The organism is Shewanella sp. Iso12, from assembly GCF_012030025.1.
In the GTDB taxonomy this organism is placed as follows: Bacteria; Pseudomonadota; Gammaproteobacteria; order Enterobacterales; family Shewanellaceae; genus Shewanella; species Shewanella algae.
In genome coordinates this window covers 263,817-285,353 of record NZ_JAAUHW010000001.1, presented here as the reverse complement: position 1 = coordinate 285,353, position 21,537 = coordinate 263,817, and the positions used below count along the sequence as shown (strand labels likewise).

Here is a 21,537-nt window from a genome sequence, read left to right as displayed (position 1 = left end):
TCCTTTGCGACTGACATGAGGTCAGTCATCAATGACAAGTCACCCAGGGACAGGAACTACTTCGGCCTTTCCCTGGGCCATTCCTTTTTTGCTGTCATCCGTTTCTCAACGACAGCGGCGACAAATTAGCATGCACTCAAATACAAATGCAAATGATTCTCAATTGATTTGTGTAAAGATGTAACTGGTCTGATTAGAAGCCTGTACCGATAACCATAAATTGGTCGGATAAAGACGGCATTTACAGCATTGGGAGCGACTGATTTGAGAGTGGCTGAGTTGAGAGCGATTTGCTCAAGAGTGACGGAATTCCCATTGGCTCCGTCGGCGGAGAGGTAAAGGACGGGAGTCGAAGACGGTGGAGCAAGCTTGCTCAAATATCCTCTTAACTGGGCCGACTAAATTCCCCAACATAGGCACGAATGGAGAATTAACTCACTGCCATATAAGCACTAAACTGAGTATATTCATCACAAGAGGAATTTTTGAGGAGCAGGGGATGAAAGCCACAGCCGGTCGTCCTAAAGGCCATTCAGGGGCCAGGGATGCTTTGATAGAAGCCGCGCGCAGTTGCTTTACCGTGAAGGGGTATGAGCGGGTTTCCACCCGAGAGCTGGCGCGCAAGGCGGGAGTGGATGCGGCGATGATCCGTTATTACTTCGGCTCCAAGGCAGGCCTGTTTGAGGCCATGGTTAGAGACACCATCGCTCCAGTGCTGGAAGCCTTCAAACACTACAATGCCGCGCAAAGTCATCAATCTACCTCTGAGGGCTCTGCAAACAGCCTTGAGCCGAGCAAGATGAGTCTTGATTCGAGCAAGAAAAGGCCCGAACCAGGTTTTGGCGGACCATTTGAGCTGATGCAGGTCTATTACCGCGCTATGGCCGCCAACCCGGCCTTGCCCGGGCTTATCATCCAGGTATTGAATCACAGAGAAGGCAGTGAAGCCTTCGATGCCCTTGCCAGCGTGTTCAGTGACATGCTCAGCCGCTCGAGGCTGTGGATCCGCCAGCTTGGGCAACATCAAGGCCTCAATCCCAACCTGGACCCTACCTTGGCGCGGCTGAGTTTTGTCAGCCTGATGGTGTTTCCGCTGATCGCCCCGGCCCATCTGATGCGGGACTTCGGCGTCGAATTGAACGAAACCTGGCTCAAACAGCTGGCAGAGCACAATGCCAAAGTCCTGCATCAAGGCTTATTGCGCCAGGATATTGCCGCCAACCCAGGCAGTGAGGAACCCCAATGAACAAGATATCCCTGATACTGACAGCGACACTATTGCTGTTGCAAGCTTGTGGCGACAACGGCGAAAGCCGCGCCATGGGCACTCTGGAGCGGGATCGTATCCAGCTTTCAGCCCCCGTTGCCGAGCAGATAGCCGATATCCATGTGGCCGAGGGTGACAAGGTCGAGGCGGGGCAGTTGTTGCTGCAATTGGACAGCCGCAGCGCGGCAGCCAGAGTGGCACAGCGCCGCGCCGAATTGGCTGAGGCCGGCGCCAGGCTTAATGAGCTGCAACAAGGTGCCAGGGTAGAAGAGCGGCGGGCGGCCAGAGCCGCCATAGAGGCGGCAACGGCAGCCGCGACCGAAGCCAGACTCAGATATCAGCGCACCCGCGAGCTGTTTGCCGCCAAAGTGGTGGGGCAGGCGGAGCTGGATGCGACCATCGCCGAGCGGGATCACACCAAGGCCTTGGTCGAGCAGGCCAATGAACACTGGCTGCAACTGGAAAACGGTACCCGCAGCGAACAACTGGCCCAGGCCGAAGCCAGAGTGGCTGCCGCAGCGGCGGCGCTCAAGGCCGAGGAGAAAGCCTTGGACGACCTCAGTCTCAGGGCGCCGCTGGCATCAGAGGTGGACATATTGCCCTGGAAGAGGGGCGATCGAGTGGCTCAGGGCACTCAACTTGTCGCGCTTTTGGCACTGGATAAACCCTATGCCAGAGTTTATCTGCCGCAAACGGCCATCAGTAAGCTTTCCCGCGGCGACAAGCTGGAGGTCTGGGTCGATGGGGTGGAGCAGCCGCTCAAGGGCACTGTCAGAAATATCCGTTCCCAACCGGCATTTACCCCGTTTTATGCCCTTAATGAGCGCGATCGTGCCAGATTGATGTATCTGACGGATATCGATGTCGAGGGCGCCGAGTCTCTGCCCTCAGGGCTGGCGCTGGAGGTACGACTGCCATGACTCAGTCAGCTGATGCCGGAGCTTCTTCGGCCATTCAAGCCACCTTGTCCATTGATTCTTCCCTGGCCATTGAAGCTCCCCTAGCCATTGAAGCTCACGGGCTGACCCGGCGCTTTGGTGAGTTGACCGCGGTGGATAATCTCAGTCTTGCCATTCCCCGTGGCAGTATTTACGGCTTTCTCGGCCCCAACGGTTGCGGCAAGTCCACTGCGATCCGGCTACTTACCGGCCTGTTGTTGCCGGATGCCGGTGAGGTGACCGTATTGGGAGAGCCGCTTGCCGGCAACGAAGAGGCACTTAAGCAACGTATAGGTTATATGACCCAGAAGTTTTCCCTCTACGATAATCTGTCTGTGCTGGAGAACCTCAGATTTGTCGCCAGTATTTATGGCCTGTTCGGCCGCCGCGGCAAGGCGCGCATTGAAGAGCTACTGCATCTGTATAGCCTGGAGGGCAGGGAGTCTCAGTTGGCCGGCTCCATGAGTGGTGGTCAGAAGCAGCGTCTGGCACTGGCCTGCGCCACACTACACTCCCCCGAGCTGTTGTTTCTCGATGAACCCACCTCGGCGGTCGATCCGGAAAACCGCCGCGAGTTTTGGGAGCGGCTGTTCGATCTCTGCGCCGCCGGGACCACTATTTTGGTTTCAACCCACTACATGGACGAGGCGGAGCGCTGCCATGCATTGGCAATCCTTGAGCGCGGCGCCAAGCGGGCCGATGGCTCCCCGGCCGAATTGATGCAGCAGATGGGCGCCAGCGTGGTGGAAGTGAGCGGTGAGCAGCTAAGGGCGCTCAAGCAGCAGCTGGTGGCCTTACCTGAGGTTGTTTCTGCCGCTCAGGTAGGCACCCGGCTCAGGGTGTTGGTGCGGCGTGATGCCACAGATCCCATCGCCTTTCTCAGCCCCTATTGTGATGGGCGCAAGCTCGCCATGGCGCGCCCCAGTCTCGAAGATGTGTTTGTATCCTGCACAGGAGGTCGACATGTGGGCTAGGATATTGGCAATCATGCTCAAGGAGCTCAGGCAGTTGTCGCGGGATAGGATGACCTTTGGCATGATAGTGATGATCCCTCTGGTGCAGCTGCTGCTGTTTGGCTACGCCATCAATACCGATGCCAGGCATCTGCCCGCCGGCTTGGTGGATATGTCCGCCAGCAGCTACAGCCGGGCCTTGGTGCAGGCGGTAAAGGCCACCCAAGTGGTGGACTTCAAGGCAAAATACGCCTCTATCGAACAGGCCGAGGCGGCCATCACCTCGGGAGAAGTGCGCGCCGTGCTCTATTTGCCGGCGGATCTCAATGCCCGTCTGGTGAATCATCCAGCCTTCGACCGTCGTCAAAGCGACAGCCAGCTTACCCGGCCCGTGGCCCAGTGGCTGGTGGATGGCTCGGATACGGTTATCGCCGCCGCGATTCGTAGCCTGAGAAGCATGCCGCTGGATGAAGTGGCCGGTTTCAGCAGCCAAAGCCGGGTGCCAAGCTTTGAGGTGGTGCAGTATTTCAACCCGGAGCAGCGCACTGTGGTTAACATAGTGCCCGGCTTGCTGGCGGTGATTTTGACCATGACAATGATCATGTTCACCTCTGCCGCCATTGTCAGGGAAAGAGAGCAGGGCAATATGGAGTTTCTGATCACCACCCCGGTCAAACCCATGGAGCTGATGGTGGGGAAAATCATCCCCTATGTGCTGGTGGGGCTTATTCAGGTGAGTATTATCCTCAGCGTGGGCCACTTCCTGTTCGGTGTGCCGGTGCGCGGCGGTCTGGATAGCTTGTTGCTGGCCTCTTTGCTGTTTATCTTTGCCAGCCTCAGCCTGGGCCTGGTGATCAGCACCATTGCCAAGACCCAATTGCAGGCGATGCAGCTGACGGTATTTATCCTGTTGCCCTCTATTCTGTTGTCAGGCTTTATGTTTCCTTACGAAGCTATGCCAATTGCGGCGCAGTGGATAGCCGAAGCGCTGCCGGCGACCCACTTTATGCGTATGGTGCGCGCCATAGTCCTGCGTGAGGCCGATATCCTGATGTTGGCTAAAGATGCCTTTTGGCTGGGGGCGTTCACCCTGGGAGGCGTGTTGCTCGCTTCATTGAGGTTCCGTAAGCGTTTGGGATGAGCGCTGTGGTTCAGCGCTCTTCATCTCTGAGGGTCAGCACTTCATAGCCGGTATCTGTCACCAGTATGGTGTGCTCCCACTGGGCCGAGAGTTTTTTATCCCGGGTCACTACAGTCCAGCCATCTTTCTTGGTCTTTATTTTGGCGCCGCCCTGATTGATCATCGGCTCTATGGTAAAGCACATACCGGCTCGCAGTTCCAGGCCGCTGGCAGCGCGGCCATAGTGCAGCACCTGGGGCTCTTCGTGCATCTCGCGCCCTATGCCATGACCACAATATTCCCTGACCACACTGTAGCCTTGGGATTCGGCATACTGCTGAATCGCATGGCCAATATCCCCGAGGCGGGCACCGGGCCTGACCATCCTGATCCCTCGCCACATGGCTTCATAAGTGGCCTGTACCAGGCGTTTGGCCAAAGGCGATGCCTGTGGCATCAGGTACATCTTGCTGGAGTCGGCAATAAAACCGTCTTTTTCGAGGGTAATATCCAGATTGACAATATCGCTGGCCTTCAGCAACTGCTGCTCCGAAGGAACCCCGTGACACACGACTTCATTGACCGAGCTGTTGAGCACATAGGCATAGCCGTATTGGCCCTTGCTGGCCGGACGCGCCTTAAGCTCGTTGACGATAAAGTCTTCTACTCTGTCGTTGATGGCCATGGTCGAAATGCCGGGAACAACAAAGTCATCCAACATGGCAAATACCTTGGCAAGCAGGGCGCCTGAGCGGCGCATCAGCTCGGCTTCTGCCGCGGTTTTTAAATGAATTTTTCTTTTTTGATCAAGCATTTTGCGCTCCAGGTACCTTGATGGCTTCCCGCTGATACAGCTCGGCCATCAGCTCATTGAAACTCCGGTCGGGGTTAAGCTCGGCCAGCATGCCCATCTTGATCCAAAACTCCGCCTGAGCGTTGATGGAGCGCGCCATCAGGCCGCTGGCCTTGCGCAGCTCCTCATGGAGTTCATCGGAGATCTTGATAATTCCCATATGCTAAAAATACACTTTATATATAAAACATATATGAATCGTATACTGTGTGGCGGTGAAAGAAAAGCATGTTGGTTGAAAGATTGCGGCGCCTTAAGAAAGTGTGGCGTTGTCAGAAAAGGGCTTAAGGCAGTTCTTTGGGCAAGCATAAGCAGTCTTGGCTCTATTTTGCAGGGTCAAGCTGATGGGCGGCTATGATGTTAAAAAGCCTGCTTGGGGAAGCAGGCCTGAGATTGAGCTCGAGGGTGAAGGTGAAGCTAGAGAACCGTTTGCTGCTCGTCTTCAGTTAGGCAGAAAGCGAGAGCCGGTTTTTAACAGCCCTGGTTTTTAACCGCTTTGGTTTATACCGGCTTGGGTCTTAATTTGTTGCCAGCGGCAGATGGGCCTTGCTGCCCCAGTCGGCCCAGGAGCCATCGTAGAGTATCAGGGCATCGAGGCGTACCTGATAGGCCGCCAGGATCAAAATACAGGCGGTGATCCCTGAGCCGCAACTGAATATCAAAGGCTTGCCGCTGCGTCTGGCGTCCATGGCACCCAGATGCAGAAAAATCTGCTCCAGTGCCGGCTGAGGTTTCAGGCTGTCGCCATCCAGCACTTCGGCAAACGGCAGATTCACGGCGCCGGGAATATGGCCGCTGCGCACGCCTTCTCTGGGTTCGGGACTCTGGCCAAGAAAGCGTGAACTGGCCCTGGCATCCAGTATCATGGCCTGCTTGCCTGCCAGGGTATCCAATACCTGGAGGGCGTTACAGACCTTTTCCGCTTGATATTGCCCACAGGCGTTACCGCGCGGAAACCTGGTCGCCGGCTTGTCGGCACAGGGCCGCTGCTCTTTGAGCCATTTGGGCAGACCGCCGTCGAGAACAAACACCTGCTCAAAGCCCATGACCTTGAAACACCACCAGCCCCGGGGCGATGAGTAGATACCCTGGTTGTCATAGATGACGACAGTGCTGTCCTGGTCGATGCCTAGCCGCTGCACCAGCTCGGTAAACTGGGCCTGACTCGGCAGGGCGTGTAACTCACTGGACTGCAGATCTGTGCACTCCAGCTCCAGATCCAGCCGCCGGGCACCGGCAATAAAGCAGGGCTCATCGTAGACTATCGGCTCGCGGCCTATCACCTTGTCCATGCTGGCATCCAAAATGACCAACTTGGGATCAGAAAGATGAGCGGCCAACCACTCGCTGCTTACCAGTGCAGATTGCATCTCGACTCCTTAAGCTCGGTAACGGCACCAAGCAATGAAACTTGGCCCAAATTACTGGAGCGCTACGGATTTCTCAAGCTGTTATTGCCACAGAACCTCTATAGGCGATTATTCTCAATAGTTATTGGCATGCGGTTTGGATTGCAGCCTCGGCAGCACTTTGCAGGCTGGCATCAATAATGGCCTCAAACTGTGGCTGTTGTCCGGCGGGCAACAGCTCCCTTAGCATTTCCCGGCGCTTCTCTTCGCCGAGCAGGCGTTCGGCCAGCCAGGCACACAGATACATGGCCGACAGGCAGCCACCGGCGGTAGCTATGTTGCCTCTTATCACCAAAGGTTCATCCAGTACTTCGGCACCTGTCTTTTGCAATGCCGTTTTGGCATCCGGATGCGTGGTGGCCGCGCGGCAATCCAGTAACCCCAATCTTTGCAGGATAAAGGAACCGGCGCAGATAGAGCCGAGCAGTTGCTTGTTGGGATCCAACTCAAAAGTATTGATAAAGTCCGGATCTTGCAGCGCCAGCGGGATCCCCTGTTTGCCGCTGATAAACAGCACGGCATCAGCCTGGTTGGCTTCGCGAATATGGCCCTGCATCTCAATCTCAAGACCCAATGCCGATTTGTGACTTTTGCTGCTGCCGAGCAGCTTGACCTGCCAATCATTCTGGATGCGGCCCACTATGTCCCACATCAAAAACAGATCGATATCGGTAAATTCATCGAAAGCCACTATGGCGATAGTGGGTTTCTTGTCCGCCGCGCCATAGCTGGCGCTCGGAGTTTGGGCGTTTGGTGAAGTATAAACAGACATACAGCCTCCTTGTCTGGTATCAGTTTGACAATTGGGTTCTTCAGGAATGTTATTCAATGCCAATGCAAGCCGGGATTCAGTCTCTGAACTCTTCGTCATAGGCCAGGCCGCTGACATCTGCCAGCTCTTTACCCAGCTCCTGCATTGCGGCCTTGCCCTTACGTTTCAGCAGGGTCACTCTCTGACCATCCTTGAGCATCAAGATCAAGTCCCAGTATCTGGGCTCGCCGAAGTGGGGGCAGAGGCAAAATCCGCTGATTTCGGCCAGTGGCACCTTGAGTTGCCCTATGGGGTAGATACTGCGAATACTGTGCACCAGCACTCCGGTATCTTTGTCTATCAAGATTTTATGGCGACAGAACAATGCGTGCCAGCCGAGTGTTGCCCCCATGGCCCAACCGAGCAGCAATTCAGGGTTAAGCCCGAAATACACCTGTGCCAGAGTCAGCGCCGCCAGCGGCAGGCCGATTAACCAGGTCCAGCGGCCAAACACCAACTCGGCCCTTTGTGAGGAGTACTTGTTCCAGTGCGCCATGGCTCAGCTCCCTATGCGTGTCAGTAGCAGTCCGAGCAGGGCAAAAAGCGGCAGCGGCAGTGCCAGTTTCCACATCAGGTGTTGCTCCCAAATGGGCCGGTACTGACTGATGAATTGGCCAGTTTGAGTCGCGGCTTTCAGAGGCTTGGTTTCGGTATGGGGGGATTTTGCGGCCTGGCTCTCGGCCTCCGGCGCCGAGTCGCTTGGAGCTGTGTCAAAGGGCACGGCTTTCAACTCGGGCCAGGCAGTGACTTTTTCATAGACTTCAAGTTCATAGACTGCAAGCGGGTCGGCGCAGCCGCGCAAAAAGCCTATCAATGCCAGCGCCTCGGCCATATCTGTCAGGGTGTGGCGCTGTCCGAGCAGCACCAGCTGCACCCCATTGGGCGTTTGTGCCAGTGGGGTAATATGAATAGAGAGTTGACTGTAGGGCAGGGTTTTGCGGGGCTTGGCTTTTATACGCCACCAGCCAGAGTATTCTTGAATCTCAGCGCTTTTGGGGTCAAACAGCCAACGCCTTCTCACCCCCAAACAGCCAATTGCCAGGGTTAACAACAGCAAGGCCGAGACGGCATGAAATACCTGTGATTTACCTGTCAGCACGACAGCCATTAAACTTGAGGCCGACAGGGGAACCAGCATGATAAAGCCCCAGATTGTAGCCAGGGTTTGCTGTCTGCCAATAAAGTAGGCTCGTCCATCGGCATCCAGCTTTAAGTGCCAACGAGCGCCGCGGGGCAGTGCACGATATTTTTTGTTTAACTCATCTTCCTTGGACATCAATCAGTTATCCTTTTGAGGTATCAAGCGCCAGATGCAAAATAGGGAAGGGCTTACCCATGGCATCGAGTGCCGAGCGGGAGATCTGTTTAAAGCCTTGATGGCGGTAGAATCCGACCGCCTGTGGGTTTTGCTCATTGACATCGACCAAGTTGGCGCCGAGGTCTTCGATAGCATGCTTGAGCAGGGCACTGCCTACGCCTTGGCCGCGAGCCCGGCTGTGAACAAACAGCATCTCTATCTTGTCGTCTGCTACGCCCAGAAAGCCGACAATGGCTTTGGCTTCATCTCGTATACATCTGAGCGTCACCGCCGGGAAGGCCTTATCGAGGATCAGCGGCTTGAAAAAGGCGATATCGGCTTCGCTGATAAAGTCGTGGGTGGCGCGCACTGAATCTTCCCAGACTTGCAGCAGCTCAGCAAAGTCGGCACTGGATGGGGTTTCAATGTTCATATCTTGTGGTTTTCCAATCCTGGGTCGGGTTGTGGTGCTCTTTGAGAGCCAGGCCGAGCAGGATGCGCTCATCTTTCCCCGGCGAGTTGCATGGTTTATATCCATGGGCTTAATTAGGCTCTGGTTAGCGCTACTCAGCCCCTGAGGTTATTGCCCGGCTTGCACCATTTGCAGAATTTTGCGGGCCTTCTCAAAGTGATCCAGTTTATGGGTCTGGATCCACCAGGTTGCGGCCTCCATGAGCAACTCGGGATCATCATTCTTGTTGGCAAAGAAGGCATAGAAGGAGACGCCAACATTTTCGCCCTTCTGGGCGATTTTTTGCTGGCAGACATGGATAACTTTTTGTCGCAGGCTGGCACGCATCTCGATTGTTCCCTCAATCTGGAAAGTCATTTTTAGGTGTTTTGCTGTTGCAACTGAGCTTGTTGCGCCTTGGTCAGTTTACTGACAACCAGGGCGTAGGATGCCTCAATCAGGTCACGGAGCATATCCTCGCTGACCTCACCATTCAAGGTTAGCGTGAACCAATGCTGCTTATTCATGTAATAGCCGGGCACTATCGCCTCAAAGCTATCGATCAGTGCCAGCACGTCGGCAGGTTTGGCCTTGAGTGTCACCCTAGGGGGCGTTTCCTGCTCGGCCAGCAGAGCAAACATCTTACCCATGACCTTATAGACTCTGGCCTCAGGACCAAAAGGATAGTCGGCAGTGGCGTTGGGGCATTGCTGTAACAGTTTCTTGAGTTGTGTCAGTGTCATGGCGTTCTCTGTCATTTTTGGGGGGAGTATAATAATACCGGCTTCAGTCGACGTTTTGTTGATAACCGAACAGGACAAGCGTATCGGTCCCAAATTGGCAAGGGAGCTGACCTAGGTTTTTCAGTTCCGTGCTCAGCTCTGGGAATAAATCTGTCATCTCGTTTGCTCCCCAAGCCGATATTCTGGCTGGACGTTTTATTTTCAACTTGTCTATCTCGTTGTAGCTGACTGAACATCTGACATAAGTAAAGTGTGTCGCACCCAGTTCAGATAGAATCAGATCGGCGCGTTCGACATCCAGTGGAAAGTCTTCATCCTGCAGGCGTTTGAGCTGTAGATAGACGGGGTACTTGGCCAGAACAGTCAATACCTTGCGCCACTTGGTGTTACTCATGAGTCCGTGCATGGAAACAAGTCTCTAAATTGAACAAGGCGCAAACACGCTCTCAGGAGAAAAGGCATATTGCAGCCTGGCCAGGCCTTCAGCCATTGAAGCGTTTACACATAAAATACCTGTCCGGACTGCCGGGAATTCCGCTGACCGAGCCGACAACTTCAAACCCTTGTTTGGCATAAAATGCCGGCGCCTGAAACGACAAAGTGTCGAGCTGCGCAGCCAGGCACCCCCGTTTGATTGCCTCTTGCTCGCACAGAGCCATTAAGCGGCTGCCGAGACCTGAACCTCTATGCTCCTTCGCGACCCAAACCACCTCAATCAGCAACTGGCGATAGATGCTGCGGCCACTCACGCCACCAATGAGTTGTCCCTCGGAATCGCGGGCGATTGCGGCCAGAGGTTGGCTAGTTTCGTTTATATAGCTGTGATTATAGGTTCTGAGCTTGTCGATAAGCTCATTTTGCAGGTCATCATCAACTTGCTGTAAAAGGTCAATCTGCATACCGATTTCCTTGAGTTGTTGTTGGTTGTTTTGGATCCAGTCTTAATCAAATCAGGGGCTAAGGCTGCTGTCGTTTTATGCTCAAGGCTCAAGCTCAAGGCTGTTGCTCAAGGTTCAGTGTCGCATTATCTATCAAGGTCAGGTATCCCTGCTCTTCGGTCAGTTTGATCAAAACCGACAAGGTGACTTCCCTTAACGGTTCGCTTGTATCAGCAAGGCCCGCGTCGATGGAAAAGCTGTACTCTGTGGGTGTCTCGGCATTTATCAACGCCTGCACTTGCCTGAAACTGCTTATTGCCGTTTCAGAGAGTGCCAATTGGTAATGGTGTTTCATAGGGCTGGTGCTGAACAGTCCCTCGTTTTGGGGGATAATCTCAGTCGATTCCAGTCTGAGCGGGAAGCGATAACTGGATATTCCCTTACTGCTATCCAGCTCCAGGGTCAGTTCAGTGGTATCAAGGTCGAGTTTGCCCGGCGCATCGATAAGGATCTGCGATCTGATGACTTGCGGGTTTAATTGAACAAAATCCTGCTCATCGAAGGAGCTTAGACTGAGCATGGTGCCAAGTGGAATATTGGCACAACCGACAATAAAAAAGCTTATCCCAAAAACAGCTAACATCCTTTTTATCATTATTCTTTCCCTGTCCTTTATACAATCAAGTCTGATAGTGAATTTGGATTTGCTGATGAGCATGCTAATCGAGCCATTGCCCGGATTGCTCCAGGATCAACTCGCCATGTTGATTGGTGACGCTAAGCTCGCCAAAGACGGAAACAAAGTAATTGATTGAGCCGTTTTGAAAGTCATAGCTGGGGGGAACACCATCATTGCACACAGTGTGTACTGTTCTGCCGGTTAATCTTATTTGATTCCCCGACTTTTTGGACTGGCCTATATAGGAAACATCGTCACATAACATTTCACTTTCACAGTTGATTTCTATCTCTATTTTATAACCATCCGTTTCCAGTGTTTAGGCCATAGCGGCAGTCGAGAATAGAATAATCGGGAGGCAAAATAGTCTTCTCATACTTGAGTTCCGCTTGGTGTAGTTGGTTGTCAGTCGCGGTTTGAGACTGGGCTCCTGAAGCGTATCTGAGTGCTGCGCGGCTCTATCCCAAGCTATTGCCTTAAATACAGCTTTAAGACAGTGCATTAAAACAATAGCTACCGCACGGCCGAAAGTCCCTTTCGTCCCGGAAACCGAGATGATTAGCTTGGTACAAGGATCTCGGTTTTACATGCTTCTCTTTGCAACCGCATAGAGAATGATTCAAGGGTATCTTGTTACCCTGTGCCAACACAAGCAACAAGCGCAAAGTCATTGTAAGGCAAGCATAAAAAAGCCAGGGAATACCCTGGCTGGAGGATTAAAGAGGGCTGAGATTAGCTGGCGTCCTTCATGGCACGGGTAAAGCCGGCCAAAGTGCTCAATAGCATATCGGGCGCATTTTGGTGTTGTTCAATGATCCTGACCACGGCAGAGCCCGAGATGGCACCGGCGGCGCCGGCGGCAATTGCGGCGCTGACCTGAGCCGGCTCGGCGATACCGAACCCCAACAGTGGAGGCGGCGCATCGAAGGCTTTAAGCTTGGCCAGTACCTCATCCACCGGCATACCTGCCTTATTGTCGGCGCCTGTTACCCCGGCGCGGGACAGCAGATAGGTGTAGCCTTCAGCGGCTTCACTCACCGCCTTGAGGGTATCATCGTCTGCATTGGGTGGTGCAATAAAGATAGGCGCTATGGCATAGGCCTTGGCGGCTTCTATAAAAGGTGCGGCTTCCTCAACCGGCACGTCGGCTATCAGCACTGAATCCACCCCGGCCTCGGCGGCGCGGCGATAGAAGTTGTCAATGCCGTTGGCGTATACCAGATTGGCGTACAATAGCAGGCCGATGGGCAACTCGGGATAACGGCTACGTACCTCGGCGATAAGCTCGAAGCACTTGGCTGGAGTAGTGCCGGCAGCCAGCGCCCGTAAGTTGGCGCCCTGGATCACCGGGCCATCGGCCAACGGATCGGAAAAGGGGAAGCCCAGCTCAAGGGCGTCGGCACCATGGGCAATCAGGGTGTCGATAATCTGCAGCGACAGCTCAGGGCCGGGATCGCCCAGTGTCACAAAGGGAACAAAGGCGCCGCGGCCTTCGGCCTGCAGCCGGGCAAAAGTGGTTTGATAACGTGTACTCATGCCTGTGACTCCTGTGATTTATCTGACTGCACAGATGCAGCCTGGCGCTCTGCCAGAATATCGGAAACGGTAAATATGTCTTTATCGCCGCGGCCGGAGAGGTTAACCACGAGTATGGTTTCTTCGCGGCACTCTTTGGCCAGCCTGATGGCATAGGCCAGCGCGTGGGCTGACTCCAGCGCCGGAATAATCCCTTCGCAGCGGGCCAGTAACTGGAAGGCCTCCAGCGCCTCTTCATCGGTGGCCGACTCATAGGTGGCGCGTCCGGTGGCGTTGAGGTGGGCGTGTTGCGGGCCCACAGAGGGGAAATCCAAACCGGCAGAGATGGAGTAAGACTCTTCTATCTGGCCGTTGCTGTCCTGCATCAAGGGCGCCTTCATGCCAAAAAAGATGCCTGTCTTGCCGTGCCGCAGCGGCGCGCCGTGCATCGGCGTATCTATGCCTTTTCCGGCCGGCTCAACGCCTATGAGGCGCACCGAGGCTTCATCTATAAAGTCGGCAAACATACCTATGGCGTTGGAGCCGCCGCCAACACAGGCAATGACGGCGTCCGGCAGTCGGCCTTCACGCTCAAGGATCTGCGCCTTGGTTTCGGCGCCTATCATGCGCTGGAACTCCCTGACTATGGTGGGGAAGGGGTGAGGCCCGGCGGCGGTACCCAGCAGGTAGTGCGCCTTGTCATAGCTGCCGGACCAGTCGCGCATCGCCTCGTTGCAGGCATCTTTGAGAGTGGCAGAGCCTGAGGTGACTGGAATGACCTCGGCGCCCATCAAACGCATGCGGAACACATTAGGGCTTTGGCGCTCCACATCTTTGGCGCCCATGTAGATTTTACACTTAAGGCCCAGCAGGGCGCAGGCCAGGGCGGTGGCCACCCCGTGTTGACCGGCGCCGGTTTCGGCGATGATCTCTTTTTTACCCATACGCTTGGCCAGCAGCGCCTGCCCCAGCACCTGGTTGGTCTTGTGGGCGCCGCCGTGCAGCAGATCTTCCCGCTTGAGGTAGATTTTCACCTTGTCATTGGGCGACAGGTTACGGGTCAGGGTCAAGGCGGTGGGACGCCCGGCATAGTTTTTCAAAAGCTCGGTGAACTCGGCCTGAAAGGCGGGATCATTCTGGGCCTCGACAAAGGCACTTTCCAACTGCTTCAGCGCCGGCATCAAAATCTGCGGCACATACATGCCGCCGTATTCCCCGAAATAAGGGTTGAGTTTTAACTCGCTCATACTGCTTTCCTTAGGATACTTGTTGCGCCTGTCTGACAGGCGAATACTGTTGTTCTTGTCAGGCTTTGAGCTGCTTAAACACCGCCTGCAGTGCTGCTCTGTCTTTGATGCCGGGGGCGCTTTCCACCCCTGAGTTAAAGTCCAGCCCGAAAAAGCCCTGGATGGCAGCCAAGGCGGCGTTATCCGGACTCAGGCCACCGGCAAGCATGGCGTGCTCGCGCTGGGCAAGCCCTTGCTGCCAATCGAAATGTTTGCCGGTACCACCAAAGCTGTCGCCGCTTTTACTGTCATAGAGATAGCGGTCGGCGCCTTCCGGCAAGGTTGGCAGCTCGCCGCCGTCGACATTGACCGGGACTGCCTTCCAGATCTCGGCCTGGTGCCCATTTTGCTCAAGCAGCTGCTTGAGCTTGGCAATATCTTCGCTTGATTCACTGCCATGAAGCTGCAGCGCGCTCAGTTTCAGTTCATTGGCCAGCTCGGCCATCTTAGCCGGTGATTCATTGACAAAAACCCCCACCATCGCCAGTTTACGCGGCTGCTCGGCGTTGTAACGGCACAGCTCGGCGGCGTGGGCGCGGCTGACACAACGGGGGGACTTGGCGGCGAAGATAAGGCCGCCGTAGACGGCACCGGATTTTGCCGCATCCAGCAGATCCTGCTCCCGGGTCAGGCCACACACCTTGTTGTTGCCATAGATAAGGCGGCGACAGGCCAGATCCAAATCGGCCTCGGCCATCAGCGAGCTGCCCACCAAAAAGCCGTCGACCAGCGGGCTGAGGCGGCGTACATCCTCACGGCTGTAGATCCCGGATTCGCTGATGATCAGTGTCCCCTCGGGGATCTTGGGGGCTAAGTATTCTGTCATCGCCAGATCTGTACTCAGATCCCTGAGGTTGCGGTTGTTGATGCCAATAATCGGCGCGCCCAGAGCCAGCGCCCGCTTGAGCTCTTCCTCGTTGGAGACTTCCGTGAGGGTGTCGAGGGCATATTGCTCGGCTTCGCTCGCCAGCAATCGATATTGCTCATCGCTGAGTACCGACAGCATCAGCAAGATGGCATCGGCGCCCTGATGGGCCGCCAACTTAACCTGATAAGGCGAAACAAAAAAGTCTTTGCACAATACCGGCTGTTTGATTCTGGCCCGCACCTTGGGCAGATAGCGAAAGTCACCCTGAAAGAAGGCCTCGTCTGTCAGTACCGACACCGCGGAGGCGTAGCGGCTGTAAACATCGGCAATGGCAACCGGGTCGAAGTCTTTGCGGATAAGCCCCTTGGAGGGGCTGGCCTTCTTGCATTCCAGAATAAAGCCGGCGCCTTTTGCACTGAGTGCCTGATACAGGCTGCGATCCGACGTCTTGGGCGTCAGGTTCTCTTCGGGAAAACGCAGCTTGAGGGCTTCAATATGCTGCTGCTTGGTGGCGACGATACGCTCAAGCACGTTACTCATGATATAGCTCCTGCCTTGCTGGGTTGTGGTGAGTTGGCGTCATTGTTTTCAGTCTGGGTTTGGTGGGCCTTGTCCGCCAGGGCGTTGAGTTTGGCGCAGGCGCGGCCATCATCCAGGGTGGCCAGTGCCAGTTGGGTGGCCTGCTTGAGATTATCAGCCTTGCCGGCGAGATAGAGCACGCAGGCGGCATTGATAGCCACGGCATGACGCTGGGCGGCGCTGCCTTTACCGGCGAACAGTGCTTGGGTAATAAGGGCGTTTTCTGCCGGGGTGCCGCCTTCCAGCTCGGCCAGCGTCGCTTGGGGCACGCCAAAGTCTGCCGGGCTGAGTCGATATTCCACTATCTCTTCACCCTTGAGTTCGGCCACCTGAGTTTCGCCGTGCAGCGCCACTTCATCCAGGCCGCTGCCGTGAACGACCATGGCGCCTTTGACGCCAAGGGCCCGCAACACCTCGGCGATGGGGCGAACCAAGCTCGGGCTGTAGACCCCAAGCAGCATATAGTCGGGGCGAGCCGGATTAATCAGTGGGCCGAGTACATTGAACAGGGTGCGGGTCTTGAGCGCCTGGCGTACAGGCACAGCGTGCCGCACTCCACCGTGATAATGGGGTGCAAACAGAAAACACAGGCCGTTGTCTGCAAGGTGTTTGGCGGCGCACTCGGGCGACATGGTCAAGTCTATGCCGAACTGTGCCAGCAGATCGGAAGAACCCGACTTACTGGATACTCCGCGGTTGCCATGTTTGGCAACATTGACCCCGGCTGCGGCGGCAACAAAGGCGGCCGTGGTAGAGATATTGATGGTGTTGTGGCCGTCACCGCCGGTGCCGACAATATCCACTACCCTTTGACATTGGTGCGGAAACGGCTTGGCGGCGGCCAGCAGGGCATCGGCGGCGCCGCTGATCTCGTCTATGGTTTCGCCCTTGAGCTTGAGCGCGATCAGCATGGCTGCCATCTGGCTTTCACTGAGCTTACCGTCGATAAGTTCGGCAAACAGGCTGGCGGCCTGGCTACGGCTCAAAGACTCGCCCCGGTACAGGCGGTCGAACAGAGGTTGCAGTTCAGTCATGGCAGGTTTCCTCGCGGCTCATGGTCAGGTATTGCAGTGTTTGCACCAGCAAGGTGCTGCCGAGGGTGGTGAGAATCGATTCGGGGTGGAACTGGAAGCCGACGGCGGCATCACAGCGATGGCTGATGGCCATAGGCATGCCTTCTGTAGTGGCAATCACCTCCAAGCAGTCGGGCACCTTGGTTGCCACCAGTGAATGATAGCGGGCCACAGGCAAGGGAGATGGCAGGTTGGCAAACAGGCCATCGCAGTTGTGCTCTACCGGGCTGGCCTTACCGTGTACCACTTGGGGGGCACGTTCAACCTTGCCGCCGTAATGTTCAACCAGGGCCTGGTGACCAAGGCAGATACCGAGAATCGGCAGTTTGCCGGCCAGCAGCGCAATAAGCTCCATCATGCAACCGGCTTCTCTGGGGGCGCCCGGGCCGGGAGACAAAATAAGCGCCGCCTGACCCGGCTCCGCCAGCATCCGCTCGGCGAGCAACTGGGCACTGACATTATTGCGGTACACCAGCACTTCAAAGCCCAGGCTGCGGAACTGATCCACCAGGTTGTAGGTGAAGGAGTCGAAGTTATCCAATAGATAGAGTTTCACAGGCCACCTCCCATCTTGATTGCACTGATCACTGCCTGCGCTTTTTGCGCGGTCTCGTCGGCCTCGGCCTGGGGATCTGAATCATAGACCACTCCGGCCCCGGCCTGGATGTGCGCCATGCCTTCGCTGACGAAGGCGGAGCGGATCACTATGCAAGTGTCCATATCGCCAAGGGCGTTGAGATAACCTACGGCGCCGCCATAGCTGCCGCGGCGTTGCTGCTCGGTTTCACGAATGAGTTGGGCGGCGCGCACCTTGGGGGCGCCCACCAGGGTGCCCATGTTCATGCAGGCCTGATAGGCGTGCAGGGCGTCGAGATCTTCCCTAAGCTGCCCGGTTACCCGGCTGACCAGATGCATCACATGGGAGTATCTGTCTACCTTCAGCAGCTCGGCCACTTTACGACTGCCACTCTGGCTGATGCGGGCGATATCGTTGCGGGCCAAGTCCACCAACATGATGTGCTCCGACAACTCTTTCTTATCTAGTCTCAGCTCCAGCTCTATGCGGCTGTCGAGATCGAAATCTATCTCGCCATCTGGGGTCTTGCCGCGTTTGCGGGTACCGGCGATGGGGTAAACCTCAACCTGATTGCCCTCGGCTTCATACTTGAGGGCGCTTTCCGGAGAGGCGCCAAACAGGGTGAATTCGGCGCTGCGCAGGTAAAACATATAGGGGCTGGGGTTGGTCAGTCTCAGTGCCCGATAGGCGCCCAGAGTATTGGGGCAGGGCAGGCTGAAACTGCGTGATGGCACAACCTGAAAGATATCACCGGCGCAGATATGCTCCTTGAGGCGGCTCACCTGGCGGCAAAAATCGGCGTCGCTGATATTGACGCTGGCCTCGGCATGTACGCCGCTCAAAGGGGCGACATCTTCCAGCAGCTGGCAGTTGGTTTCTATGGCATCCAGTCTGGCGTCAAGCTCGGCCTGCACCTCGCTGTTGCCATTAAACTCCATCACCACGGCTTCGGCGCAGCCCTTTTGGTGATCTACCGTTATCAGGGTTTCAGCCAGATAAAACAGATAGTCGGGGCAGTGGTTGGCGCCCTGGCTTACGCTTGGCAGCGGCTCTGTGCTGGCTATAAGGTCGTACCCTAAAACGCCGCCCAGAAATCCGGTTTCAAACTGGCTCTCGTTTTCATCAACCAGACCCTGCTGCAGTAATCTCAGGCCATCGAGCGGCGAGCCTGCCTTGAGTCTGGCATCTTCATCCAGTTCGGCAGTGATGGGGCGCAGCAGGACCTTGAGACTCTGCTGCTCCAGGCTGACCTCACCGCGCGAGTTAAAGAAGTCGTGAATGGCGGGCAGCAGTCCGGCGCCGTTGTCTGTCAAAGCCTCGAAGCTTAAGGTCGACCCGTCACAGCGAATGGCCAGCGCCGCGTGGCTGAGGATAATGCTTTTCAGGTGATCCTTGCTGTCGATTTCGGCCGACTCCAGCAACATGCTGTGAGGCTTGTCCCGAGTCAGTTGCTGATACAGTTTCAGGGGATCGTCGTAATAGGGCAGTGACCGCATCTGGCGGTGTACTCTGGCGATTGGCTCGATTCTGTTCATCTGTTCTTCCTGTTGTTCCGCTGTTTAGCCTGGCTGCGGGGTTTTCCTGACCGTTAAGCACAAAAAAGCCCGCAATCTCTTGCGGGCTTTTTGTTGAATTTGGCTGCGTTATTTTCAATCGTGCACAGCGCTTCACACTACCCGCGTTAAGGGAAGTGCCACCACCAGATGATGTTGAGTGAAGCGTTGAAGTGTGTCATTGAAAATTTGTCCTCTCGACGTTTGACCTATAGAAAAACCCAGCTGCCCGCCAATGTCAATTGAATATTTTTAATTTATGCAAATTTATGCCAATTTGCCGTCGCCCAGCGGAGATAAATCGCATTTTGCCAACAAAACCAAGTACAATAGCGCTATGATAACTGAAAATACTTTGGCCGATCTTCACAGCCATACTACAGCCTCAGATGGCCAACTGACACCGTCTTTGCTGCTCGAGCGCGCCCTGGAAAAGGGGGTTGAGCTGCTGGCGATTACCGATCACGACACAGTCGCCGGGCTCGATGAGGCCCATGCCTTCAATGCCGGGCAGAGCGCGCCTTTGACCCTGGTAGACGGGGTTGAGATCTCTACCCGTTGGCACGCCTATGATATTCATATCGTGGCGCTGGATATCGACCGTCACGACGAAAACCTGCTTGTCTTTCTTGAGCGTCAACGTGAGCTCAGGGAAGAGCGGGCTCGTGAAATAGGCGCAAGGCTTGAAAAGGCCGGTATTCCAGGGGCCTACGAAGGCGCCAGGGCGCTCGCCGGTGATGCGGCACTGAGCCGTGGCCATTACGCCCGTTTCCTGGCCGAGCAGGGGCATGCGCCGGACAGCGCCAGCGTGTTCAAGAAGTTTCTCGGCCGTGGCAAGACGGGCTATGTGCCCAACAACTGGGGCGAGATGGCGACGGCCATAGAGGTGATCCACAACGCAGGTGGAGTGGCCGTGTTGGCCCACCCCAGTGGCTATCAACTGTCGGCCAAGTGGCTCAAACGCCTGGTGCGCGAATTCAAAGCCGCCGGTGGTGATGCCATGGAGGTGGTGCTCGGGCAGCAAACCACAGACGACAGAAATAATTTAGGGGCGCTGGCCACTCTCAACGGCCTCTACGCCTCGGTGGGATCCGATTTCCACTTTCCCGGCCGCTGGCTGGAACTGGGCAAGAATCTGTATCGGCCCCAGGGATTGAACTGGGTCTGGCAATGCAAGCAATGGACAATAACTAAATGAGTCAATTTTTCTACGTACATGAGGTGAATCCTCAAACCCGTCTGATAAGCCAGGCGGTGAGCATTCTGAAAAGCGGCGGGGTCATAGTTTACCCCACAGATTCCGGCTATGCGCTGGGTTGTATGATTGGCGATAAAGACGCCATGAGCCGTATCGCCAGAATTCGCCAGATAGACAATGATCATAACTTTTCGCTGATGTGCCGCGACTTATCTGAGCTGTCGACCTATGCCAGAGTCGATAATCAGGCGTTTCGCATTCTGAAGAACAACACACCGGGTTGTTACACCTTCATCTTCAAGGCCACCAAAGAGGTGCCAAGAAGGCTGCAGAACGAAAAGAAACGCACCATAGGCATTCGGGTACCGAACAATGTTATCGCCCTGGCGCTGCTGGAAGCTCTGGGTGAACCCTTGATGTCCACCAGTCTTATTCTGCCCGGCAACGACTTTACCGAGTCGGATCCCGAGCATATCCGCGATATTCTCGAACATCAGGTAGATGCCATTCTCCACGGCGGTTACCTGGGCGAAAAGCCCACCACAGTGATAGACATGTCTGAAGGCGAAATGGTCATAGTCCGTGAAGGCAGTGGCGATATCAGCCCATTTCTTTAACCGCTCAATAAAGGTATAATCGCGCGTTTGGTCGGCCTATGCCGCCTTAAGGATGCTGCCAGAGGAGAGAAAACGGCTTGAGTGAAGGCGTTCAACAGAGTCTGCCGCTTGCCGTAGTGCGGGGTGAGGCGCTTAGAGAGCTGCCTGCCGATCTCTTTATTCCTCCCGAGGCGCTTGAGGTGTTTCTTGAGGCGTTTGAAGGGCCGCTCGACTTGCTTTTGTACCTGATCCGCAAGCAAAAAATGGATGTGGTAGACCTGCCTATCCACAGGATCACCGCCCAGTATCTTGAATATATCGAGCTGCTGCAGGGCGCCAGGGTAGAGCTGGCGGCCGACTATCTGGTGATGGCGGCAACATTGGCGGAAATCAAGTCGCGCTTGTTGTTGCCAAGGCCGGAGCTGGAAGCCGAGGAAGAGGAAGACCCCAGAGCCGTGCTGATCCGCCAACTCAAGGCCTATGAAGCCATAAAAGAGGCGGCGGTGCGGCTGGATGAACTGCCAAGGCTCGAGCGGGATGTATTCCAGGCCAAGGCGGGCAAGGCGCCGGATATCAAGCCCTTGCTGGTGCCGCCGGATGTGTCTTTGGCTGAGCTGGCCCGGGCCTTTGGCGAAGTACTCAAGCGAGTGGAAGCCGGCACTTCTCACCAGGTGCAGCGCGAGCAGCTTTCTACCCGGGAGCGGATGAGCCAAATTCTGGCCATGCTCTCCAGTGAGCATTACACCCCTTTTGAAGCCCTGTTCAAGGTGGGAGAGGGGCGCGCCGGAGTGGTGGTCAGCTTTCTGGCGTTGATGGAATTGGTAAAGGAACTGCTGGTGGAACTGATCCAGGCCGAACCTTTATCGCGAATTTATCTCAAGGCGTACTGACGG

The 21,537-nt window shown here is 55.6% G+C and carries 25 protein-coding genes and 1 other annotated feature; of the genes, 7 read left to right on the top strand and 18 right to left on the bottom strand.

Going from position 1 to position 21,537, the window contains the following annotated elements; all coding sequences use genetic code 11:
• The first annotated feature begins 499 nt into the window (after positions 1 to 499).
• Genes HCX89_RS01300 through HCX89_RS01285 form a run of 4 tightly spaced genes read left to right on the top strand, consistent with a single transcriptional unit; the run spans position 500 to position 4,299 of the window.
• A complete protein-coding gene (locus HCX89_RS01300; RefSeq protein WP_167714793.1) occupies positions 500 to 1,246 on the top strand; it encodes a TetR/AcrR family transcriptional regulator in 747 nt (248 codons plus the stop codon).
• Positions 1,243 to 2,187 carry an HlyD family secretion protein gene (locus tag HCX89_RS01295; RefSeq protein WP_167714791.1) on the top strand — a complete coding sequence of 315 codons (945 nt, stop codon included), beginning with the start codon at positions 1,243 to 1,245 and terminating at the stop codon, positions 2,185 to 2,187. Before HCX89_RS01300 ends, HCX89_RS01295 begins: the two co-directional genes overlap by 4 nt.
• Positions 2,184 to 3,179 carry an ABC transporter ATP-binding protein gene (locus HCX89_RS01290; protein WP_082050177.1) on the top strand — a complete coding sequence of 332 codons (996 nt, stop codon included), beginning with the start codon at positions 2,184 to 2,186 and terminating at the stop codon, positions 3,177 to 3,179. Before HCX89_RS01295 ends, HCX89_RS01290 begins: the two co-directional genes overlap by 4 nt.
• Positions 3,169 to 4,299 (top strand): ABC transporter permease, encoded by a 1,131-nt coding sequence (locus HCX89_RS01285; protein ID WP_071238349.1) that lies wholly within the window; start codon positions 3,169 to 3,171, stop codon positions 4,297 to 4,299. Before HCX89_RS01290 ends, HCX89_RS01285 begins: the two co-directional genes overlap by 11 nt.
• A gap of 10 nt (positions 4,300 to 4,309) precedes the next feature.
• Here the strand turns inward: HCX89_RS01285 and map are convergent, their stop codons facing one another.
• The 18 genes from map to HCX89_RS01195 all read right to left on the bottom strand — a co-directional run bounded on the left by map (position 4,310) and on the right by HCX89_RS01195 (position 18,832).
• Positions 4,310 to 5,092: a type I methionyl aminopeptidase gene (map, locus tag HCX89_RS01280; RefSeq protein ID WP_167714789.1), complete on the bottom strand. Its 783-nt coding sequence runs from the start codon at positions 5,090 to 5,092 to the stop codon at positions 4,310 to 4,312.
• A complete protein-coding gene (locus HCX89_RS01275; RefSeq protein WP_025010681.1) occupies positions 5,085 to 5,291 on the bottom strand; it encodes a ParD-like family protein in 207 nt (68 codons plus the stop codon). Before HCX89_RS01275 ends, map begins: the two co-directional genes overlap by 8 nt.
• 358 nt (positions 5,292 to 5,649) lie before the next feature.
• The gene (locus HCX89_RS01270; protein ID WP_167714787.1) at positions 5,650 to 6,501 is read right to left on the bottom strand and encodes a sulfurtransferase; all 852 of its coding nucleotides are present in this window, start codon (positions 6,499 to 6,501) and stop codon (positions 5,650 to 5,652) included.
• A gap of 121 nt (positions 6,502 to 6,622) precedes the next feature.
• On the bottom strand, positions 6,623 to 7,312 hold the full coding sequence (locus HCX89_RS01265; RefSeq protein ID WP_081737132.1) for a DJ-1/PfpI family protein: 690 nt from the start codon (positions 7,310 to 7,312) through the stop codon (positions 6,623 to 6,625).
• A gap of 76 nt (positions 7,313 to 7,388) precedes the next feature.
• Positions 7,389 to 7,847: a hypothetical protein gene (locus tag HCX89_RS01260; protein WP_107111314.1), complete on the bottom strand. Its 459-nt coding sequence runs from the start codon at positions 7,845 to 7,847 to the stop codon at positions 7,389 to 7,391.
• A gap of 3 nt (positions 7,848 to 7,850) precedes the next feature.
• Positions 7,851 to 8,627 carry a hypothetical protein gene (locus HCX89_RS01255; RefSeq protein WP_107111315.1) on the bottom strand — a complete coding sequence of 259 codons (777 nt, stop codon included), beginning with the start codon at positions 8,625 to 8,627 and terminating at the stop codon, positions 7,851 to 7,853.
• A gap of 7 nt (positions 8,628 to 8,634) precedes the next feature.
• Entirely contained in the window at positions 8,635 to 9,081 is a 447-nt protein-coding gene (locus HCX89_RS01250) for a GNAT family N-acetyltransferase (RefSeq protein ID WP_025010677.1), read from the bottom strand.
• Between the two features lie 147 nt (positions 9,082 to 9,228).
• Positions 9,229 to 9,447, bottom strand: a complete 219-nt coding sequence (locus HCX89_RS01245) for a DUF6500 family protein (protein WP_028780256.1) — start codon at positions 9,445 to 9,447, stop codon at positions 9,229 to 9,231.
• A gap of 32 nt (positions 9,448 to 9,479) precedes the next feature.
• A complete protein-coding gene (locus tag HCX89_RS01240; protein ID WP_107004626.1) occupies positions 9,480 to 9,842 on the bottom strand; it encodes an MmcQ/YjbR family DNA-binding protein in 363 nt (120 codons plus the stop codon).
• 43 nt (positions 9,843 to 9,885) lie between these two features.
• Positions 9,886 to 10,236 carry a hypothetical protein gene (locus tag HCX89_RS01235; protein ID WP_045284101.1) on the bottom strand — a complete coding sequence of 117 codons (351 nt, stop codon included), beginning with the start codon at positions 10,234 to 10,236 and terminating at the stop codon, positions 9,886 to 9,888.
• Positions 10,237 to 10,324: 88 nt separating this feature from the next.
• A complete protein-coding gene (locus HCX89_RS01230) occupies positions 10,325 to 10,741 on the bottom strand; it encodes a GNAT family N-acetyltransferase (protein WP_028780253.1) in 417 nt (138 codons plus the stop codon).
• 94 nt (positions 10,742 to 10,835) lie between these two features.
• Positions 10,836 to 11,363, bottom strand: a complete 528-nt coding sequence (locus tag HCX89_RS01225) for a hypothetical protein (RefSeq protein ID WP_157824637.1) — start codon at positions 11,361 to 11,363, stop codon at positions 10,836 to 10,838.
• A 768-nt stretch (positions 11,364 to 12,131) separates the two neighbouring features.
• Positions 12,132 to 12,935, bottom strand: a complete 804-nt coding sequence (gene trpA, locus HCX89_RS01220; protein WP_167714785.1) for a tryptophan synthase subunit alpha — start codon at positions 12,933 to 12,935, stop codon at positions 12,132 to 12,134.
• Complete coding sequence (gene trpB / locus HCX89_RS01215) at positions 12,932 to 14,161, bottom strand: tryptophan synthase subunit beta (RefSeq protein ID WP_167714783.1); 1,230 nt, start codon at positions 14,159 to 14,161, stop codon at positions 12,932 to 12,934. Before trpB ends, trpA begins: the two co-directional genes overlap by 4 nt.
• Before the next feature lie 58 nt (positions 14,162 to 14,219).
• Positions 14,220 to 15,608 (bottom strand): bifunctional indole-3-glycerol-phosphate synthase TrpC/phosphoribosylanthranilate isomerase TrpF, encoded by a 1,389-nt coding sequence (trpCF, locus tag HCX89_RS01210; protein WP_167714781.1) that lies wholly within the window; start codon positions 15,606 to 15,608, stop codon positions 14,220 to 14,222.
• Positions 15,605 to 16,681: an anthranilate phosphoribosyltransferase gene (gene trpD, locus HCX89_RS01205; RefSeq protein ID WP_100142450.1), complete on the bottom strand. Its 1,077-nt coding sequence runs from the start codon at positions 16,679 to 16,681 to the stop codon at positions 15,605 to 15,607. The genes trpCF and trpD overlap by 4 nt, the downstream gene beginning before the upstream one ends.
• Positions 16,674 to 17,276 carry an aminodeoxychorismate/anthranilate synthase component II gene (locus tag HCX89_RS01200; RefSeq protein ID WP_025010670.1) on the bottom strand — a complete coding sequence of 201 codons (603 nt, stop codon included), beginning with the start codon at positions 17,274 to 17,276 and terminating at the stop codon, positions 16,674 to 16,676. The genes trpD and HCX89_RS01200 overlap by 8 nt, the downstream gene beginning before the upstream one ends.
• Positions 17,273 to 18,832 (bottom strand): anthranilate synthase component 1, encoded by a 1,560-nt coding sequence (locus HCX89_RS01195; protein ID WP_167714779.1) that lies wholly within the window; start codon positions 18,830 to 18,832, stop codon positions 17,273 to 17,275. The genes HCX89_RS01200 and HCX89_RS01195 overlap by 4 nt, the downstream gene beginning before the upstream one ends.
• 59 nt (positions 18,833 to 18,891) lie before the next feature.
• Positions 18,892 to 19,005, bottom strand: a sequence feature (Trp leader region).
• 182 nt (positions 19,006 to 19,187) lie between these two features.
• On the opposite strand from HCX89_RS01195, the gene HCX89_RS01190 reads away from it, so the two are divergent.
• From HCX89_RS01190 to HCX89_RS01180, 3 genes are all read left to right on the top strand, one after another.
• Positions 19,188 to 20,048, top strand: a complete 861-nt coding sequence (locus HCX89_RS01190; RefSeq protein ID WP_028780247.1) for a PHP domain-containing protein — start codon at positions 19,188 to 19,190, stop codon at positions 20,046 to 20,048.
• Entirely contained in the window at positions 20,045 to 20,665 is a 621-nt protein-coding gene (locus HCX89_RS01185; protein ID WP_025010668.1) for an L-threonylcarbamoyladenylate synthase, read from the top strand. Before HCX89_RS01190 ends, HCX89_RS01185 begins: the two co-directional genes overlap by 4 nt.
• 77 nt (positions 20,666 to 20,742) lie before the next feature.
• A complete protein-coding gene (locus HCX89_RS01180; protein WP_167714778.1) occupies positions 20,743 to 21,534 on the top strand; it encodes a ScpA family protein in 792 nt (263 codons plus the stop codon).
• Positions 21,535 to 21,537: the final 3 nt, after the last annotated feature.

Bases quoted from the DNA above. Each gene is read 5' to 3' on its own strand.
- HCX89_RS01285 (WP_071238349.1), top strand. From the start codon at position 3,169: ATGTGGGCTAGGATATTGGCAATCATGCTCAAGGAGCTCAGGCAGTTG.
- HCX89_RS01190 (WP_028780247.1), top strand. From the start codon at position 19,188: ATGATAACTGAAAATACTTTGGCCGATCTTCACAGCCATACTACAGCC.
- HCX89_RS01260 (WP_107111314.1), bottom strand. From the start codon at position 7,847: ATGGCGCACTGGAACAAGTACTCCTCACAAAGGGCCGAGTTGGTGTTT.
- HCX89_RS01255 (WP_107111315.1), bottom strand. From the start codon at position 8,627: ATGTCCAAGGAAGATGAGTTAAACAAAAAATATCGTGCACTGCCCCGC.
- HCX89_RS01230 (WP_028780253.1), bottom strand. From the start codon at position 10,741: ATGCAGATTGACCTTTTACAGCAAGTTGATGATGACCTGCAAAATGAG.
- HCX89_RS01275 (WP_025010681.1), bottom strand. From the start codon at position 5,291: ATGGGAATTATCAAGATCTCCGATGAACTCCATGAGGAGCTGCGCAAG.
- HCX89_RS01295 (WP_167714791.1), top strand. From the start codon at position 1,243: ATGAACAAGATATCCCTGATACTGACAGCGACACTATTGCTGTTGCAA.
- HCX89_RS01245 (WP_028780256.1), bottom strand. From the start codon at position 9,447: ATGCGTGCCAGCCTGCGACAAAAAGTTATCCATGTCTGCCAGCAAAAA.
- HCX89_RS01290 (WP_082050177.1), top strand. From the start codon at position 2,184: ATGACTCAGTCAGCTGATGCCGGAGCTTCTTCGGCCATTCAAGCCACC.
- trpD (WP_100142450.1), bottom strand. From the start codon at position 16,681: ATGACTGAACTGCAACCTCTGTTCGACCGCCTGTACCGGGGCGAGTCT.
- HCX89_RS01185 (WP_025010668.1), top strand. From the start codon at position 20,045: ATGAGTCAATTTTTCTACGTACATGAGGTGAATCCTCAAACCCGTCTG.
- trpA (WP_167714785.1), bottom strand. From the start codon at position 12,935: ATGAGTACACGTTATCAAACCACTTTTGCCCGGCTGCAGGCCGAAGGC.
- HCX89_RS01270 (WP_167714787.1), bottom strand. From the start codon at position 6,501: ATGCAATCTGCACTGGTAAGCAGCGAGTGGTTGGCCGCTCATCTTTCT.
- trpCF (WP_167714781.1), bottom strand. From the start codon at position 15,608: ATGAGTAACGTGCTTGAGCGTATCGTCGCCACCAAGCAGCAGCATATT.
- HCX89_RS01240 (WP_107004626.1), bottom strand. From the start codon at position 9,842: ATGACACTGACACAACTCAAGAAACTGTTACAGCAATGCCCCAACGCC.
- map (WP_167714789.1), bottom strand. From the start codon at position 5,092: ATGCTTGATCAAAAAAGAAAAATTCATTTAAAAACCGCGGCAGAAGCC.
- HCX89_RS01265 (WP_081737132.1), bottom strand. From the start codon at position 7,312: ATGTCTGTTTATACTTCACCAAACGCCCAAACTCCGAGCGCCAGCTAT.
- HCX89_RS01195 (WP_167714779.1), bottom strand. From the start codon at position 18,832: ATGAACAGAATCGAGCCAATCGCCAGAGTACACCGCCAGATGCGGTCA.
- HCX89_RS01250 (WP_025010677.1), bottom strand. From the start codon at position 9,081: ATGAACATTGAAACCCCATCCAGTGCCGACTTTGCTGAGCTGCTGCAA.
- HCX89_RS01300 (WP_167714793.1), top strand. From the start codon at position 500: ATGAAAGCCACAGCCGGTCGTCCTAAAGGCCATTCAGGGGCCAGGGAT.
- HCX89_RS01225 (WP_157824637.1), bottom strand. From the start codon at position 11,363: ATGTTAGCTGTTTTTGGGATAAGCTTTTTTATTGTCGGTTGTGCCAAT.
- HCX89_RS01235 (WP_045284101.1), bottom strand. From the start codon at position 10,236: ATGAGTAACACCAAGTGGCGCAAGGTATTGACTGTTCTGGCCAAGTAC.
- trpB (WP_167714783.1), bottom strand. From the start codon at position 14,161: ATGAGCGAGTTAAAACTCAACCCTTATTTCGGGGAATACGGCGGCATG.